The sequence below is a fragment of the Kitasatospora sp. CM 4170 genome (genome assembly GCF_032110285.1).
Classification (GTDB): domain Bacteria; phylum Actinomycetota; class Actinomycetes; order Streptomycetales; family Streptomycetaceae; genus Kitasatospora; species Kitasatospora aburaviensis.
Genome location: NZ_CP134877.1, coordinates 3,688,085 through 3,701,942, shown reverse-complemented (window position 1 = coordinate 3,701,942; position 13,858 = coordinate 3,688,085). Strand labels below are relative to the sequence as shown.

At 74.9% G+C, this 13,858-nt stretch carries 12 protein-coding genes and 1 pseudogene; 10 read left to right on the top strand and 3 right to left on the bottom strand.

Translation table 11 applies throughout. The annotated features are described in order from the left end of the window. Positions 1 to 4: 4 nt before the first annotated feature. The gene (locus RMN57_RS15435; protein ID WP_313763974.1) at positions 5 to 571 is read right to left on the bottom strand and encodes a hypothetical protein; all 567 of its coding nucleotides are present in this window, start codon (positions 569 to 571) and stop codon (positions 5 to 7) included. Positions 572 to 749: 178 nt separating this feature from the next. On the opposite strand from RMN57_RS15435, the gene RMN57_RS15430 reads away from it, so the two are divergent. The 4 genes from RMN57_RS15430 (at position 750) to RMN57_RS15415 (ending at position 6,614) form a co-directional block, all read left to right on the top strand. Further along, positions 750 to 1,532 carry a response regulator transcription factor gene (locus RMN57_RS15430; protein ID WP_313763973.1) on the top strand — a complete coding sequence of 261 codons (783 nt, stop codon included), beginning with the start codon at positions 750 to 752 and terminating at the stop codon, positions 1,530 to 1,532. 17 nt (positions 1,533 to 1,549) lie between these two features. After that, positions 1,550 to 2,974, top strand: coding sequence for a sensor histidine kinase (locus RMN57_RS15425; RefSeq protein WP_380234048.1), 1,425 nt, complete (start codon positions 1,550 to 1,552; stop codon positions 2,972 to 2,974). A 412-nt stretch (positions 2,975 to 3,386) separates the two neighbouring features. Then, entirely contained in the window at positions 3,387 to 5,015 is a 1,629-nt protein-coding gene (locus RMN57_RS15420; protein WP_313763971.1) for a cellulose binding domain-containing protein, read from the top strand. Between the two features lie 198 nt (positions 5,016 to 5,213). Continuing rightward, positions 5,214 to 6,614 carry a glycosyltransferase 87 family protein gene (locus tag RMN57_RS15415; RefSeq protein ID WP_313763970.1) on the top strand — a complete coding sequence of 467 codons (1,401 nt, stop codon included), beginning with the start codon at positions 5,214 to 5,216 and terminating at the stop codon, positions 6,612 to 6,614. A 198-nt stretch (positions 6,615 to 6,812) separates the two neighbouring features. Here the strand turns inward: RMN57_RS15415 and RMN57_RS15410 are convergent, their stop codons facing one another. Next, on the bottom strand, positions 6,813 to 7,229 hold the full coding sequence (locus tag RMN57_RS15410; protein WP_313763969.1) for an SsgA family sporulation/cell division regulator: 417 nt from the start codon (positions 7,227 to 7,229) through the stop codon (positions 6,813 to 6,815). A 406-nt stretch (positions 7,230 to 7,635) separates the two neighbouring features. Here RMN57_RS15410 and RMN57_RS37065 point away from each other — a divergent pair. From RMN57_RS37065 to RMN57_RS15400, 3 genes and pseudogenes are all read left to right on the top strand, one after another. Then, positions 7,636 to 7,767: pseudogene (locus tag RMN57_RS37065) on the top strand (DUF2510 domain-containing protein); the annotation flags it as partial. 957 nt (positions 7,768 to 8,724) lie between these two features. Further along, positions 8,725 to 9,444 (top strand): RDD family protein, encoded by a 720-nt coding sequence (locus tag RMN57_RS15405; protein ID WP_313763968.1) that lies wholly within the window; start codon positions 8,725 to 8,727, stop codon positions 9,442 to 9,444. A 122-nt stretch (positions 9,445 to 9,566) separates the two neighbouring features. Next, on the top strand, positions 9,567 to 10,325 hold the full coding sequence (locus tag RMN57_RS15400) for an RDD family protein (RefSeq protein ID WP_313763967.1): 759 nt from the start codon (positions 9,567 to 9,569) through the stop codon (positions 10,323 to 10,325). Positions 10,326 to 10,363: 38 nt separating this feature from the next. Here the strand turns inward: RMN57_RS15400 and RMN57_RS15395 are convergent, their stop codons facing one another. Then, the gene (locus RMN57_RS15395) at positions 10,364 to 10,669 is read right to left on the bottom strand and encodes a hypothetical protein (RefSeq protein ID WP_313763966.1); all 306 of its coding nucleotides are present in this window, start codon (positions 10,667 to 10,669) and stop codon (positions 10,364 to 10,366) included. Positions 10,670 to 10,911: 242 nt separating this feature from the next. Here RMN57_RS15395 and RMN57_RS15390 point away from each other — a divergent pair, with 242 nt between their 5' ends. The 3 genes from RMN57_RS15390 to RMN57_RS15380 all read left to right on the top strand — a co-directional run bounded on the left by RMN57_RS15390 (position 10,912) and on the right by RMN57_RS15380 (position 13,745). Then, a complete protein-coding gene (locus RMN57_RS15390) occupies positions 10,912 to 11,679 on the top strand; it encodes an endonuclease V (RefSeq protein ID WP_313763965.1) in 768 nt (255 codons plus the stop codon). 133 nt (positions 11,680 to 11,812) lie between these two features. Then, entirely contained in the window at positions 11,813 to 12,259 is a 447-nt protein-coding gene (locus RMN57_RS15385) for a hypothetical protein (protein ID WP_313763964.1), read from the top strand. 43 nt (positions 12,260 to 12,302) lie between these two features. After that, on the top strand, positions 12,303 to 13,745 hold the full coding sequence (locus RMN57_RS15380; protein WP_313763963.1) for a hypothetical protein: 1,443 nt from the start codon (positions 12,303 to 12,305) through the stop codon (positions 13,743 to 13,745). Positions 13,746 to 13,858 lie beyond the last annotated feature (113 nt).

Sequence of the window (13,858 nt, the reverse complement as noted above, 5' to 3'; positions counted from 1 at the left end):
CGGGTCAGCGGACCACCGTCTCCACCGTGGGCGGGTGGCCGTTCCAGGTGGCGAAGACCGAGTTGGCCTGACCGTCCTTGGTGAAGTCCACCCGCAGCCACTGCGGTTCGTTCCAGATCTGCATCTGCCAGCCCGGATCCGGCACCGCGGAGACCAGCGAGGCGCCGTCCGGCCGGAGGTCCAGCGCGACCCGGCCGCCCTGTACGGGGTAGCTGTGGACCGAGGAGGTCGTGGTGGCGGCCGGGGCCGGACGGCGCGAGGACGGCTGCGCGCCCGACGGCGCCGAGGCGCGCGGCGCGGTGGCCGGGGCGGTGGCGGACGGCGGGGCGGGCGAGTCCGACGGCGGTGCGGCCTGGGTCTGCGCCGGGGACCGGGGCGGCGTCGGGGCCGCCGCGGTGGGGTCCTGGTCCGGTGCGGTCCGCGCGCCGCCGGACGCCGAGGGCAGCGGCAGCGCGCTCGGCCGCTCGAACGCCGCACCGATCAGCACCGTGTGCACGCCGAACCAGGACAGCGCCACCGCCGCCCCGGTGGCCGCCGCCCAGGCGCCGAGCTGTACCAGTCCGTTCCGCATCGTCCGCACATCCTGCCGTACTCCGGGCCGTGGCAGGTGGGTACCCCTGCGGTTCTGCAGGGAACTTGCACAAACCGGCCGGGGCCGGACCGAACCGGACGGGGCGGGCCGCGCCGCCGCCCCGGACCGACCCCCGAGGTACAGACCACCGCGCGCCGATGGCGTACCGTGCAGGGCCATGGCAACAGTGCTCGTGGTCGAGGACGACCCCTTCGTACGATCCGCCCTCATCCGGCACCTGGCCGACACCGGTCACGCGGTCCGCAGTGTGGGCACGGCACTTGAGGCACTGCGCGAGGTCGCCCAGGTCGGCTGCGACCTGGTGATCCTCGACCTCGGGCTGCCCGACCTGGACGGCAGCGAGGCGCTGAAGATGATCCGCGGCCTCACCAACGTGCCGGTGATCATCTCCACCGCCCGCGACGACGAGGCCGAGATCGTCCGGCTGCTCAACGACGGTGCCGACGACTACCTGGTGAAACCTTTCTCCGGAGAGCACCTCAGCGCCCGGATGGCCGCCGTGCTGCGCCGGCTCGGCGGCGGCGCCGCCCCGGTGGCCCAGGTGCTCCGGGTCGGCGGGCTCGCCATCGACCTCCAGCGCCGCGAGGCCGTCCTGGACGGCCGGCTGCTCGACCTGACCCGGCGTGAGTTCGACCTGCTGGCCTTCCTCGCGGCCCGGCCCGGCGTGGTGGTGCCGCGCAAGGAGATCCTGGCCGAGGTGTGGCGCCAGACCTACGGCGGCGACCAGACCATCGACGTCCACCTCTCCTGGCTGCGCCGCAAGCTCGGCGAGACCGCCTCCAACCCCCGCTACCTGCACACCGTGCGCGGTGTCGGGGTCCGGCTGGAGGCGGCCGGCCACCCGGCCGGGCCGGGGCCGGGCGGGCCGGGGTCTACCGGGCCGGGGTCGGCGCCGGGGTCGACCGGGCCGGGGCCCGACCCCGCGGGGCGCCGGACATGAGGCGGTTCGGGCACTCGCTGCGCTGGGCCCTGATCAAGGCCGCCGTGGCCGGCACCACCATGGTCGCGCTGGCCTTCCTCATCCCGCTCGGGCTGATGGTCCAGCAGACCGCCCGGGACCGGTCGTTCACGGCGGCCGAACGGCAGGCGGCGGCGCTCGGCCCGGCGCTCGCCATCACCACCGACCAGGACGCCATCGCCCGCGCGGTGGCCAGCACCGACGCCGGTGCGCAGCGGCGGATGGCCGTCCACCTGCCCGGACCGGCCCCCGCGGTGGCCGTCCCCGGGGCGGCCATGGTCGGGCCGGACGGCGGCGCGACCATCGGCGAGGCCCACGCGGCGGCCGCCGACGTCTCCACCGCCGGCGGCCAGGGCCGCTCGTTCACCGTCGAGGTCCCCGGCGGCTTCGCGCTGCTCCAGCCGGTCGCCGTCGACACCGGCCGGACCGCCGTCGTCGAGGTGTACGTGGCCGACGACGACCTCACCCGGGGGGTCGCCACCGCCTGGCTGGTGCTCTCGGCCGTCGCGCTCGCCCTGGTCGCCATCTCGGTGCTGGTCGCCGACCGGATGGGCGCGCGGATCGTCGCCTCCGCCCGTCGACTGGCCGCCGCCGCCCGCTCGCTGGGCGCCGGCAACCTCGCCGTCCGGGTGCCGGTGGACGGCCGGGCGGGCGCGGGCAGCCCCGAGGAACTGCGCGAGGCCGGCCACGCGTTCAACACGATGGCCGACCGTGTCGTCCAACTACTGGCCGCCGAAAGGGAGTTGGCGGCCGATCTGTCGCACCGGCTGCGCACCCCGCTCACCGTGCTGCGACTCAACGCAGCCTCGCTCGGGGAGGGCGACGCCGCCGACGCCACCCGGCACGCCGTCTCCCAACTGGAGCGCGAGGTCGACCAGATCATCCGCTCGGCCCGCCGGGCACCCGAGGACGCGCCCGCCGTCACCGTCGGCTGCGACGCCGCCGAGGTGATCCGGGAGCGGGTCGGCTTCTGGTCCGCGCTCGCCGAGGACGAGGGCCGCCGCTGGCAGCTGGCCGGCGCCGACCGGCCCGCCCAGGTGCCGGTCCAGCGCGGCGACCTGGCCGCCGTCGTCGACGCCGTGCTCGGCAACGTCTTCCGGCACACCGTCATCGGCACCGCCTTCTCGGTGGACGTGCTGGCCACCGAGAGCTCGGTCATCGTCCTGGTCGGCGACGCCGGACCGGGCTTCACCGACCCCGAGTCCGCCCTGCAGCGCGGCCAGGGCCACGGCGGCGAGGGCTCGACCGGGCTCGGCCTGGACATCGTCCGCAAGCTCGCCGAGTCCACCGGGGGCGACCTCGCGCTCGGCCGCTCGGCGGTGCTCGGCGGCGCCGAGCTGCGGCTGCGGCTGCAGACCCGGCCCGACGGCGCACCCACCCGGGGCAGCCGGCGGCGCGCGCGCAACGCGCTCTTCCAGCGCTGAGGCGCGGGGCGGTCGGGCCCGAGCCGGGGCCGCCGCCGAGGCCACGGGCGGTCGGGGCGGTGCGCCGCGGGTGGCGCGCGACGGCCGGGTGCGGAGCCCGGGTGCGGAGGTCGGGTACGGCGGTCTCTCCCGGGGCGGTCCCGCCGGGGTGGCGGTCTCTCCCGGAGTGGTCTCGGTCGGGGTGGCGTCCCCTTCTTCCTTAAGCGGGCCCTAAGAGAGCTTCACCCCTCGCTCAGCAGCCCGGTTCGGGCCGTTCGACGGCGCTAGCGTCGACCGCGCCGGTCACCCGACCGAGCCGGGTCACGCCGCCCGCGACGGGTCCACGGACCCGCGCCCGGCGGCCGCGACCCCGTCCGGCCAGCCGCCTCCCGCCACCCGTCGGGCGGGGGCGCCCCCAACGGAGGTACGTCCCATGACGACTCAGCCCCACCGCCGTTCCCGTCGCCGGCGCAGCCGCAAGGGCGTCGTCCTCGGAGCCTCGGCGGTCGCCGCCGCACTGGTCGCCGGCGGTGTCGTCGTCCTCGCCTCCTCGGCCAGCGCCGCCTCGCTCGGCGCCGTCTACAGCCGCACCAGCTCCTGGGACTCCGGCTACACCGGCCAGTACCTGGTCACCAACCCGGACGCCCGGGCGATCGAGGACTGGACGCTCTCCTTCGACCTGCCGGCCGGGGCGAAGATCGACTCGCTCTGGAACGCCACCTTCACGGCCGAGGGCCGGCACATCACCGTCAAGCCGGAGTCCTGGAGCAAGCGCCTGGAGCCCGGCAAGAGCGTCGTGGTCGGCTTCGTCGCCCAGGGCTCCGGCGCCGCCCAGGCCGAGCCGGGCAACTGCCTGATCAACAACGTCTCCTGCAAGGCCGGCGACGGCACCCCGCCCACCCCCTCCGGGCGGCCGACCGGCACCCCCACCGCCTCGCCGACCGCGACCGGTACCGCCACCCCCACCGCCGGGCCGACCGCGACGCCCACGGCCACCGCCACCGCGAAGCCCACCACCGCGTCGCCGAGCCCCACCACGACCGTCCGGCCCACCACCCCGGCGCCGACGCCCACCGCCACCCCGACGCCCACCGCCACCCCGACGCCCACCGCCACCGCGACCGGCAGCCCCGCCCCGGTGGCCGGCGCCGGCTTCGCCCCCTACGTGGACACCTCGCTCTACCCGCCGTTCGACCTGGTCGCCACCGCCAAGGCCACCGGCGTGAAGCAGTTCAACCTCGCCTTCGTCGTCTCCGGCGGCGGCTGCACGCCCAAGTGGGGCGGGGTCAGCGACCTCTCGGCCGACGCCGTGGCCGCGCAGATCGGCGCCCTGCGGGCGATCGGCGGCGACGTCCGGGTCTCCTTCGGTGGCGCCAACGGCAGCGAGCTGGCCCTCGCCTGCTCCTCGGCGGCCGACCTCACCGCGGTCTACCAGAAGACCGTCGACACCTTCGGCCTCACCAAGGTCGACTTCGACGTCGAGGGCGGGGCGATCGCCAACACCGCGGCCAACACCCGCCGCGCCCAGGCCATCGCCACCCTGCAGAAGAACGCGGCCGCCAAGGGCAAGGCCCTGGACGTCTCCTTCACGCTGCCCGCGCTGCCCTCCGGCCTGACCCAGGAGGGCGTGAACCTGATCGCCGACGCCAAGCAGAACGGCGTCGCGATCGGTGCGGTCAACATCATGGCGATGGACTTCGGCGACGGCGTCGCCCCGAACCCGCAGGGCCAGATGGGCAAGTACGCCATCGCCGCGGCCACCGCCACCCAGGCCCAGGTGAAGAGCGTGCTCGGTGTCGACGACGCCGCCGCCTGGCGCAAGGTCGCGGTCACCCCGATGATCGGCGTCAACGACGTGGCCAGTGAGATCTTCACGGTCGCCGATGCCAAGCAGCTCGCCGAGTTCGCCAAGACCAAGCACCTGGCCTGGCTGGCGATGTGGTCCGGCACCCGCGACAAGGCCTGCGAGGGCGGTGCCAAGGCCTACGCCGACGCCACCTGCAGCAGCATCGTCCAGCAGCCGCTGGACTTCACCCGGGCCCTCGGCGCCTACACCGGCTGAGGCCGCACCGCCCGCCCCCGAGCCCTCCCCGGGACCCCGGCCGTCCGTGCTCCGCCCGCAACGGAGCACGGCCGGCCGGGGCTGCTCCCCGCCGACCCTGACGCCCACTCGGTCACATTCCGTCACCTTCGCGGCCGGGTCGGCTCGCCGGGCATCCGGTATCGTCGCTGGTTGGCCGAACGGTGGACGGAGCGAACAGTGACAGCGGTGCAAGACGAGCGCAGCCCGGTGCGGACCGCACCAGATCCGGCGCCCGCCCCTCTGCCGGACCGCGTCAAGGACGCCCTCGGCGCACCCGTCCGGGCCCTGCGGGAGGCACCGCGCCGCCCGCTGCTGGCCGTCTCGGCCGTGGCACTGCTGTCCCTCGTGGTCTACGCGGTGGTCCGGCACTTCGTCCACACCTCGATGGTGGACATGGTCGTCTACCGGGCCGAGGGCGCCGCGGTGGCCGACGGCGGCGACCTCTACGGGCTCCGGGTCACCGAGTGGAACCTGCCCGCCACCTACCCCCCGTTCGCCGCGATGCTGTTCGTGCCGACGACCTGGTTCCCGATCCCGTTCCTCCGGGTCGCGATCACGCTCGGCAACCTCGGACTGCTCGCGCTGCTGACCCACCTGTCGTTCAAGCTGGTCGGCTGGCCGCGCCGCGAGCTGCGCCCGCTGGGCGTGATCCTGGTGACCGGCGGCGGCGTCTGGCTCGAACCCGTCTTCACCACGCTGCGCTACGGCCAGATCAACCTCGCCCTCGCCTGCCTGATCCTCTGGGACCTCACCCGCCCGGACTCCCGCCGCAGCAAGGGCGTCGCGATCGGCATCGCCGCCGGGATCAAGCTTACCCCCGGGCTCTTCGCCGTCTACCTGCTGCTCACCGGCCGGATCCGGGCCGCCTTCGTCGCCGGCTTCACCTTCCTCGGCACCTTCCTGCTCGGCGCGCTCGTCCTGCCCGACGCCACCTGGGGCTTCTGGACCAAGTACCTCTACGACTCGTCCCGGGTCGGCAAGACCGAGATCGTCGACAACCAGTCGGTGCGCGGCGCCTTCGCCCGCCTGCTGCACACCGCCGACCCCGGCACCCTGGCCACCGTCGGTTCGGGCCTGGTCGCGCTGGCCGGTCTCGCCATCGCCGCCTGGGCGTCCGCCAGCTCGCGCTGGCTGCCGCGCGCGGAGGCGTGGGGCGTCTGCTGCGCCGCCGTCACCGCGGTGCTGATCTCGCCGATCAGCTGGACCCACCACTGGGTCTGGTGCGTGCCCGTGCTCGCCCTGCTCGCCTGCGAGGCCGCGATCGAGCAGGCCCGCCCGGCCGCCGTGCGCAAGGTGCGCTGGCGGGCCGCCTTCGGGGCCACGCTGGTCGCCTTCTTCTCGTTCGCGATGTGGGTCGTGCCGCACCACGGCGACCTCGATCTGCACCTGCCGCCGGTCAGCCAGGCGCCGGCCGCGGTCTACCCCCTGGTCGGGATCTGCTTCCTGCTGGCGGCCGCGCTGCGGACATGGGCGCGCCGCCGGGCGGCCGGCGCTCCGCTCGTCCCCCTGCCGGGGCAGCGGGGCGGCGGTCACCCGGGCACCGCGCACGACCGTCAGCAGGCCCCCGCGGCCCGCTGAGTCGTGGCGGGCCGGCGACGGCCGGGGGCGTGCGGGCGGGCTCGACGGGCCTGACGGTATCGGCGGGCGTGTCTGTGCCGGGCCGGGTTCCCGCGTTGACCCGGGTGCCGGAGCTCACGGTCGCTCGCACGATCACGCCCACGGTCATGGCCGTAGTCACGGCTACGGTCACGGCTTCGGCCACAGTCACGGCTACGGTCACGCGAGCAGTTCGGCGAGCGAGCCGTCCATGTCCAGGGCGGCCATCTCGCTGCCCGGCGGCACCAGCCGGTGCGCCCGCTCCAGCCAGGCGGCCACCGCCGGCAGCGGCGCTTCGAGCAGCGCGTCCCCGGCCGGCGAGCTCAGCGCCAGGCAGAGCACGCTGCGCCGGCCGGCTCGGGTCGGCCAGATCCGGACGTCCCCCTGCCCGCAGGGCCGGAACGTGCCCTCCACCAGCAGCTCGCGGGCGAACACCCAGGTCACCGGCGAGCCGCTGTCGAGGTGGAAGGTGATGTGCACCGCGTACGGGTCGTGGCTGCCGTAGGACAGCCGGGCCGGGACGGGGACGCTGTGCTCGGGGGAGAGCACCAGGTTGAGCTCCAGCTCCTGCTCCACCACGCTCGTTGCGCGCTCCATGATCGGGTCCTCTCTGCCTGCGGTTCGTGCCCGGTTCCGGGCCCTGTGACCTTGAAGAGGCCGGTCGACGAGCGCTCTTACACACGTTTCCGAGATTTCTTCGGGAATTCCGCGGAGGCCGGGGCGGGGAGCGGGGTGCGGCCCGGGGTGGGGCGCAGGACGGTCGCCCGCGCGCCCCCTCCCTTACCCCGGGCGGGCCCGGGCTGTCCGGTGAATGGCCAACTTCCAACCTCCGGGCTTCTGAGGTACTACCCTTTGTGACTGCCCGGCGACTGTCCGCCCGTTCGGCGGTACCTTCGCGCGCGCCGAAGGCGAAGCCACCGCCACCCGTGTCGCCCGAGGGACCGCCGCGCGTACCGCCTGCCGGGCGTGCCGTCTCGGCTCCCTGCCAGGAAAGAAGACCCGCATGACGGACCGGCCCCTCACCGGCGGCGACACGGCCGTCGGTCCCACGCCTGGCTACTACCCGGACCCCTCGATCCCCGGTTTCGTCCGCTACTGGGGCGGTTCGGCGTGGGTGCCCGGGACCAGCCGGCCCGCCCCGGCGGAGGGTGAGGTGCTGGAGCCGCCCCGGTTCGTGGCCCGCCGCGGCGCAGCGGCCGGAGGCCGCGGAGGGGCCGGCGGGGTGGGGCGTGCGGGTGCCGGGGCCGGCGCCGGGGTCGGTCCGGGCGTGGGCGTCGGCGCGCGGTTCGTGCCGCCGCCGGCGGTGCCGGAGGCGGCGGCCCCGGAGTCTGTGGCGACCGGGTCCGCGGCGACGGCGTCTCCGGCGGACGCCGGTCCGGAGCAGGTCGCGGGGCGTTCGCCCGGGGCGCCCACCGGCGACACCGGGCCGGTGTACCTGGACCAGTCGGCGGGCGGAGCCTCGTTCACGGTCGGGCCGCAGCTGGCCGCCGGGCCGGTCTTCCAGGGGGCGGAGACGGAGGGCGCGGCCGGGCGCGGTTCGTCGGACTCCGCTCCGGCCGGGGCGTCGGACTCGGCCGGGAGCAGGACGTCGGGCGATGCCGGCTCCGTCACGGAGGCCGGTGCCGGACCCGCGGCTGAACCGTCCGGGTGGCAGGCGGACCCGCGGACGCAGCGGGGGTTGGTGGAGACGGGCGGATCGCAGCGCTGGGTCTCCTGGGGCGTGCTGCCGACGGCGCAGCCGTCGCCGGACGCGGACCGGGATGCGGGCCTGGGCGCGGGCCTGGGCGTGGGCCTGGGTGCGGATGGGGATGCGCCGGCTGATGCGGCTCGCAGGGCGGCGGCCCCGGCCAAGTCCGTCGGGGGAGAGCCGGCCGTGGTGGCCCTGCGGGCCGCCGGAGCGATGCCGGCGCAGTCGTCGGCTCCGGCGCGCGAGCCGGAGCCGGCTGCGGCGGCCACCCCCGTTCCTGCTCCCGCGCCCGTTGCGCGGACGCTTGCTGGTGCTGGTGCTGGTGCTGGTGCTGGTGCTGGTGCTGGTGCCGGTGCCGGTGGCGGGCCCCTGCGGGTCGCCGCGTCCGTGCCTGCGACCGCGTCCTTGTCCGCACCGGTAGCGGCACCGGCGCCGTCCCCGGAGGCCTCCGTTCCGACCGCAGCCGGCCCCGCGTCCGCGCCGGCCCCCGCTCCCATCGCCCTCACCGCCCCGATCGCCGACCGCTCTGCGGCCGCCCCCCGTCCCGGCGGCGTCGGCGGACCGGACGTCGGGGCCGCCGACCGGTCCGGTCCGGCTCCCCGGGCCGCCGCACGCCGCCGGGCCGCCGCGTCCGTCCCGGCCGGACTGGGCCGCCGACTGGCCGCCCGGCTGGTGGACACCGTCGTGCTCGCCGTCGTCGCCACCGCCGCCGCCGTCCCGCTCGGCAACTCCGTGCTGGCCCACGTCCAGCAGAAGCTCGACCAGGCCAGGATGGCCAGCTCGCTCACCCGCCGCCAGGTCGACGTCTGGCTGGTGGACGGCGTGGTGGTGGGCAAGGTCGCCGTCCTGCTCGGCATCCTCGCCTTCGTCGGCCTGCTCTACGAGGTCCTGCCGACCGCCCGAACCGGCCAGACCTTCGGCAAGCGGCTGGCCCGGATCAAGGTGGTCGCCGCGGGCCCCGCCGCGACCAGGGGCCGGCTGCCGTTCGGCCGCTCGCTCCTCCGATGGCTGGTCAGGAACGTCTCGGCGGTGCTGCTGCTCGGCCTGGTCTGGCCGGTGTTCGACCGCCCCGCCCGGCGCGGCTGGCACGACCGGGCGGCCGGTACCCGGGTCGTCCGGGGCTGACCCGGGGCTGACCCGGGGCCGGCCCGGGGTCGGGTGACGGCTGCCGCCCGTCGGGCACGTTGGCGGGCAAAACGGACAGAATGTCCGAAGTTCGGTGAATGTGTGATGTTCTACTCGGGGGCATGAGCACCTACAATCCCTCAGGCCCCGAGCCGGAGGGGGGCGGCCAGCCCTCCTTCGACAAGCAGCCCCCGCAGCCGAGTGGCGGCACGCCGGAAGGTGCGCCGTCCGAGCCGAACGGAACTCCGCCGCCCGGCCCCACCCCGCCACCCGGCCCCACCCCGCCGCCGTCCGGCAGCCCGTACGACCGGCCCGGCGCGTACGGCGGCAACTACGGCGGCGCGCCCGGGGGTTCCCCGTACGGCCAGAGCCCCTACGGGCAGTCGCCGTACGACCAGCCGCCCCCCGGCCAGGGCCCCACCGGCTACGGCACGCCCGGCGCGGGCCCGGTTCCCGGGATGCCACCGCTCGGCAGTTGGCCGAACCGGATCCTCGCTACGGTGATCGACTACCTGCTGGTGCAGATCGTGGGCCTGATCGTGGTGCTGCCCTTCGCCAGTCTCAGTGACCGCTCCGGCTCCGCCGGCGCCTTCTGGATCGCCTGCGGCCTGTACCTGGTCTACCAGGGCGTGATGTTCAGCCGGGACGGCCAGACCCTCGGCATGAAGGCGATGAAGATCCGGGTCGCCATGCTGGTCGACGGCAACGTGCCGACGCCGGCCGCCGCCTGGACCCGCGCGGCCGTCTTCATCCTCCCGGCGGTCCTCTGCTGCGCCGCCCTCTGGTGGGTGATCGACGGCCTGTTCGGCGTCTTCGACAAGCCGTACCGGCAGTGCGTCCACGACAAGGCCGCCAAGACCGTGGTGGTCTCCACGGCCTGATCGGGCCTCACCGCCCCGAGCGAGCGCCCGGCGACGCCTCAGCGCTGCCGGGCGTACCCGTGCCCGGCGGGCGCGGTTCGGGCAGGTGCAGGTGCAGGTGCAGGTGCAGGTGCAGGCGCGGGTGCGGCGTCAGACGCGGGCACGGGTGCCGGCCCGGGAACGCGCCGCCGGGCGGAGGCGGACAGCGGCAGCAGCGTCACCAGCGTCCCGAGCGCGAGCGCGAAGCCCACCAGGACCGCGACCTCCAGGACGCCCGCGGCGCCCGAGACGGCCAGCAGTGCCACGGTGGAGGCGACGACGGTGAAGGTGCCGAGGCAGATCTGGGCGGTGGTCGGGCGCGGCATGGCGTCGGTCCTTCGCGCGTCGGGGGAACGGGCGGGTGGTGCCGTGGGCAACTGGTGCCGTACTTGGTGTCCTACCCGGTGGGGGAGCCCGGTAAGTGCAGCCTAACCCGCCGAACCCGGGGCACGGGGGGCGCACGGGCTCACCGCGGGGTCGTCCGCCCCGGTCGGTACGGTGAAGCGGGGACCGAGCCGTTCCGCGTCCCGCACCGTCCCGCACGTCCAGGCACCCAGGGGGAGACACCGTGCCCGCTTTCGCATGGTCCGCCGCCGATTGGCCCACCACCGAGGCCGAGGCGATCGCCGAACAGGAGCGGCTGCGCCCGCTCGTCCAGCCCCACGGCCCGGCCCCGTCGACCCGCCCGGGTGCGGCGACCGGTGCCCACGCGGCGACCGGCGGCGGGCCGGCCCCGGACGACCGCCTGATCGCCGGTGTCGACGTCGCCTACGACGAGGAGCGGGACCTCGTGGTCGCCGCGGCCGTGGTGCTCGACCTCGACACCCTGGCCGTGGTCGAGCAGACCACCGCCGTCGACCGGGTCGCCTTCCCCTACGTCCCCGGCCTGCTCGCCTTCCGCGAACTCCCCGCCGTGCTCGGCGCCCTCGGCCGGCTCACCCGCACCCCCGGCGCGGTCGTCTGCGACGGCTACGGTCTCGCCCACCCGCGCCGCCTCGGCCTGGCCAGCCACCTCGGCGTACTCACCGGCCTGCGGACCATCGGCGTCGCCAAGACCCCGTTCACCTTCGACCACCACGAGCCGGACGCGCCCCGCGGTTCCTGGAGCCCGCTCACCGACCCGGCCACCGGCGAGGAGGTCGGGCGCGCCCTCCGCACCCGGCCCGGCGTCAAGCCGGTGTTCGTCTCGGTCGGCCACCGCATCGGCCTGTCCGAGGCCGTCGACACCACCCTGGCCCTCGCCCGCCGGTACCGGCTGCCCGAAACCACCCGCCACGCCGACTCGCTCTGCCGCCGGACCCTCGCCGAGCTGCAACGGGGGACGCCCGCGAACTGACGGTGCGCCAGGCGGCTCGCGGAACGCCCTGAGCCCCGTTCTGTCGGGGCGGGCCATGTGTTAGACATGTCTCTCCGGTAGCAGTACGGGACAGTGGGCGACGGACGGACGCACGCACGGGGGAGGCGCCGACATGGCGACGGGGACCGGATCGACCGGCGGGGGCGGCAACGGCTACCGCGTCGAGGTCGAACAGCTGAGGGCCTTCGCGGCCCAGGTGCGGCTGCTGCTGGCCGAGTTCCAGCGCCATGCCGACGGCACCACCACCCACGGCCAGAGCGCCGTCGGCAAGAGCTCCTTCGGCACCTTCGCCGAGGCCACCGAGCTGCACAACCGCTACCAGGCCATGCGGGACGGCCTGCGCGACGTGCTCAACCAGCTCCAGGAAGCCGTCGACGACGCCCAGAAGAGGGCCGAACTCACCGCCACCAACTACGAGGAGCAGGAGCACCGCACCTCGGGCAAGCTCAAGCTCGGCGACGACGGCTGGTCGGTCGCGACCCCGTCCGCCACCAGCACCGCCGCCTACGCCCAGACCGTGGCCCCGGCCCGGCACCACGGCGGGAAATCCGAGCGGTGAGCGCCGAACGCCCGAACCCCGGAGAGAACGGAGGCGGTCGCCGATGAACGCGATGGACTACACCAAATTCAACAACTACAGCCACGCCGAACTCCGGAAGATGGCCCAGGCCCTCAACCCCGGCGAGGTGATGGCCGCCAGCGACCCCTGGCGCCGCGCCTCCGACACCCTCAAGGCGATCCGGGCCACCCTCACCCGCACCAGCACCGAGACGGCCCTCACCTGGGAGGGCGCCACCAGCGACGCCTTCCACAGCCGCATGCTCCACCTCGCCAACACCATCAACAACGCGGCCTCCTACGCCAACGACGCCGCCAACACCCTCAAGTCCCTCTCCGAGGCCATCGCCAAGGCCAAGCGCGACATGCCCGAAGAGCCCAGCGGCTGGGACCAGTTCACCGACGGCGTCGGCGACACCGTCTCCTCCCTCTTCGGCGGCGACGACGAGGACACCAAGACGGCGATCGCGCAGCAGAAGAAGGTCGAGGCCGCAGCCGTCATGCAGACCCTCGCCATGCACTACCGCGTAGCCGCCCCCATCCTCAAGCCCCCACCACCCCCACCCCCACCGCCGAGGTACCGCGACGACGTCCGTGATGTTCCGTCGGCCGATTCTTCCGATGGTGCGCCGGCGTTGAGCGCCGTGATGACGGGGCTCGGCTATGCCGGTACGGGATCAGCCTCGTCTCCTTCTGGCAGCTCGGCGCCCCGGATGCAGAAGGCCGAAGGGGCGGAGCCGAAGGCACCGACAGCGAAGGCAACGTCGCCCGTACCAACGGACTCCGGCATCAAGGGGGGCACGGCGCAGTCCGCTCCCAAGCCGCTGTCCGTCACCCATCATGGGCCAGGTACGGGAGGCGATGGGCCGAGGGCCGCGGCTCCCCTCACCTCGGGGACCAACGTTCTCTCCACCACGCCCGGGATCCCTACTGCCACCCCTGGAATTCCCGTGGGCCCCGGCGGTAGCGGTCAGGCTGTCCCCGGACCCACCGGAGGTGGTGGGCCAGTTCTGGGCCCGCCGGGTGGGGTGCCCGGCATCCAGGGCAAAGCCGGAGCACAGGGCGACGGGGCCGGCCGGACCAACGCTGCCGGCCAGGCTGCTGCTCAAGGCGGCAAGGCGTTCGGCGTGGGCGAGGTGAATGAGGGCGGATACCGCGGGGGCGGTCGAGTTGCCGCCGGGGAACGCTCTGCTGCACCTCTGCCGGGGAGGTCTGGAACAGCCTTCGGTGATGGTGGCCGTTCTGGCGGTGGCTCCGGTGCGAAGCAAGCCTTCACCGAGGGAGGATCCGGCCTCGGGGCTCGGAACCGGGTGAGGCCGGAGTCGAGTACGAATGCCGCGAGCAGTATGGGGATGGGGATGCCGCTCACCGATCGCCAGCGGCGTAAGAAGGACGAGGAGAAGGGTGGTAAGCGCCCGGACTATCTCATCGAGGACGAGGAGACCTGGGCGTCGGACAAGCCCGTGAACCCGAACGTGGTGGAATGACCCTGTTCAGAACAGGACAGACCGATGAACGGCCGTCCCGCAGGTCATCCATGGGGACGCTTCGCTGAGTGGGGTGAGCGGGCTTGACGAGCAGTCGAGTGGGGCGCGGGGCA

What these genes read in the sequence shown, in the direction of transcription:
- RMN57_RS15430 (WP_313763973.1), top strand. Translation starts at nt 750, where the DNA reads ATGGCAACAGTGCTCGTGGTCGAGGACGACCCCTTCGTACGATCCGCC.
- RMN57_RS15395 (WP_313763966.1), bottom strand. Translation starts at nt 10,669, where the DNA reads ATGCCGCGCCCGACCACCGCCCAGATCTGCCTCGGCACCTTCACCGTC.
- RMN57_RS15385 (WP_313763964.1), top strand. Translation starts at nt 11,813, where the DNA reads ATGGCGACGGGGACCGGATCGACCGGCGGGGGCGGCAACGGCTACCGC.
- RMN57_RS15400 (WP_313763967.1), top strand. Translation starts at nt 9,567, where the DNA reads ATGAGCACCTACAATCCCTCAGGCCCCGAGCCGGAGGGGGGCGGCCAG.
- RMN57_RS15410 (WP_313763969.1), bottom strand. Translation starts at nt 7,229, where the DNA reads ATGGAGCGCGCAACGAGCGTGGTGGAGCAGGAGCTGGAGCTCAACCTG.
- RMN57_RS15380 (WP_313763963.1), top strand. Translation starts at nt 12,303, where the DNA reads ATGAACGCGATGGACTACACCAAATTCAACAACTACAGCCACGCCGAA.
- RMN57_RS15420 (WP_313763971.1), top strand. Translation starts at nt 3,387, where the DNA reads ATGACGACTCAGCCCCACCGCCGTTCCCGTCGCCGGCGCAGCCGCAAG.
- RMN57_RS15435 (WP_313763974.1), bottom strand. Translation starts at nt 571, where the DNA reads ATGCGGAACGGACTGGTACAGCTCGGCGCCTGGGCGGCGGCCACCGGG.